This is a genomic window from Streptomyces chiangmaiensis (assembly GCF_036281785.1).
GTDB classification, from domain to species: domain Bacteria; phylum Actinomycetota; class Actinomycetes; order Streptomycetales; family Streptomycetaceae; genus Streptomyces; species Streptomyces chiangmaiensis.
The window spans coordinates 1-1,491 of the sequence record NZ_JAYWVC010000553.1 but is presented as its reverse complement, the minus strand read 5'-3'; the positions used below and the strand labels follow the sequence as shown (position 1 = coordinate 1,491).

Genomic DNA, 1,491 nt, shown 5'->3' with positions numbered 1-1,491 from the left:
ACTAGAAGACGCAACTCGGCCCTGACCGAGGACGACTTCGCAAGGTGGTCGCTTGTATCCGTGACAGGCTCGCTCCGCTGCTGGTGACGGAGGCTTCCCAATATGCCTCGATCGCCGTCTCGTTGGACTTTGCCGCCCGCTACCTACATGGCATGGCTGATCTGGAATTGGATGAGGGCGGACCTGCGTATAAGGCCTTCACCGCGCTCAAGCGGATCGCGGAGCAGTGGAAGGAGCACCCAGACTTCGATCGCTGGTGGACGAAGTACTGGAAGCGGGAACGACCGTGAACATGCTCGCATGTGAAGCCGCGCAGGTTGGCTCTTCCCCGGCAGGTTGGGCGCGGCGTAGCGTCACCGCATGACCAGCGGTAACCGGCAACGGGGTCGCGATGGCTCCCCCAAGCGCGCTCAACTCACCAGCGGTGACCACAGTGGGCGTCGAGCGTTTCGCGGGTCACCTGAAGGTTCTTCCATGTCAGGTATGCGCCGAGGACGGCCACGGTTGCAAGCCCGAAGCTCACTACGGCGGTGCGAAACCCGGTGACGAGCACAGCCTTCGGAGCGTCGTCCTTGGTCAGTCGATCCAGGTGAGCGCCATCGAACCACCACGGCCCCTGTATCAGCATCACAGCGAGGCATCCGACGGCCGCAAGCGCAGCTATGGTGGCCAGGGCCTGGAGCAAGCGGCTCCGCTTCTTCTCGGTCTGTTGCACCCGTGTCCTCCGGCATCGATGGCGTGCGTGGGCGCGATTCTTGCGGGCGGGTTGCCGATGCGTCACGGGAAAGCGCCTCATCCCAGCGGGATAAAACCTTCTCTCCTTCATCGAGCACCTGTCGTCGCTTCGCTCGGCACACGGGGCAGGAGGCCAGAACGAGCCTCCGGCGGGGGATCGGCCCAGGGCTTCGGCATAGTCGCGTGATGTCCGGTTCGTGATCACGTGAGACCGAATAGTGCGAGCGGGCGTTTCGGGTCGCGGGAGTTGGCGCGGAGTGCAGTGGCGATGTTGTGGGTGCCGGCGATGCGTAAGGCGCCAATGGCAAGGTTGCGCCAGGCCGCCATGGTGCGGGGCGCGCTGCCGGTCCGAAGCTGTGAGGCGTCCTCGGCGAAGGTGGTGTCCCTCACGTGGTGCAGGGCCTCGATCTGCCAGTGCGAGCGGATCATGTTCGCGAGCTGGGCGGGTGTGGCCTGCTCGGCGGTCAGGCTGGTGACCGCGTAGACGGTCTTGATGCTGACCTTGCCGTTCTTGCGGTTCACGCGACGCCGCTTGAGCTGGACGGCCTGGCGGGCGCCGGGGAAAAGCAGGTTGTTCACCGTGCACACCTTGATACGGCGGATCTCGCTGCGGCCGTGGCCGCTGTCGCGGGTGCGGCTCTGGAGCGGGATCTGCTGCCAGGGAAGGGACTTGAGCTGCTTGCGCAGCTTCTTCGTAGGGTCGACCGAACGGCGAGGTGCCTGCTGAGCAGGTCCTTTTCCGTCCGGTCTCCCTCC

General features: G+C 65.1%; 3 protein-coding genes. 1 reads left to right on the top strand and 2 read right to left on the bottom strand.

Translation table 11 applies throughout. From position 1 onward, the window contains the following. Positions 1 to 152 precede the first annotated feature (152 nt). Positions 153 to 290, top strand: a complete 138-nt coding sequence (locus VXC91_RS45460) for a hypothetical protein (protein ID WP_329513188.1) — start codon at positions 153 to 155, stop codon at positions 288 to 290. 125 nt (positions 291 to 415) lie between these two features. Here the strand turns inward: VXC91_RS45460 and VXC91_RS45455 are convergent, their stop codons facing one another. Both VXC91_RS45455 and VXC91_RS45450 read right to left on the bottom strand, forming a co-directional pair. Continuing rightward, positions 416 to 715, bottom strand: a complete 300-nt coding sequence (locus VXC91_RS45455; RefSeq protein WP_329513187.1) for a hypothetical protein — start codon at positions 713 to 715, stop codon at positions 416 to 418. Between the two features lie 221 nt (positions 716 to 936). Beyond that, the coding region (locus VXC91_RS45450; RefSeq protein WP_329513186.1) for an ISAs1 family transposase at positions 937 to 1,491 on the bottom strand (555 nt) is incomplete at its 5' end.

Coding starts and splice junctions, on each gene's coding strand:
- VXC91_RS45460 (WP_329513188.1), top strand. CDS start 153: ATGGCTGATCTGGAATTGGATGAGGGCGGACCTGCGTATAAGGCCTTC.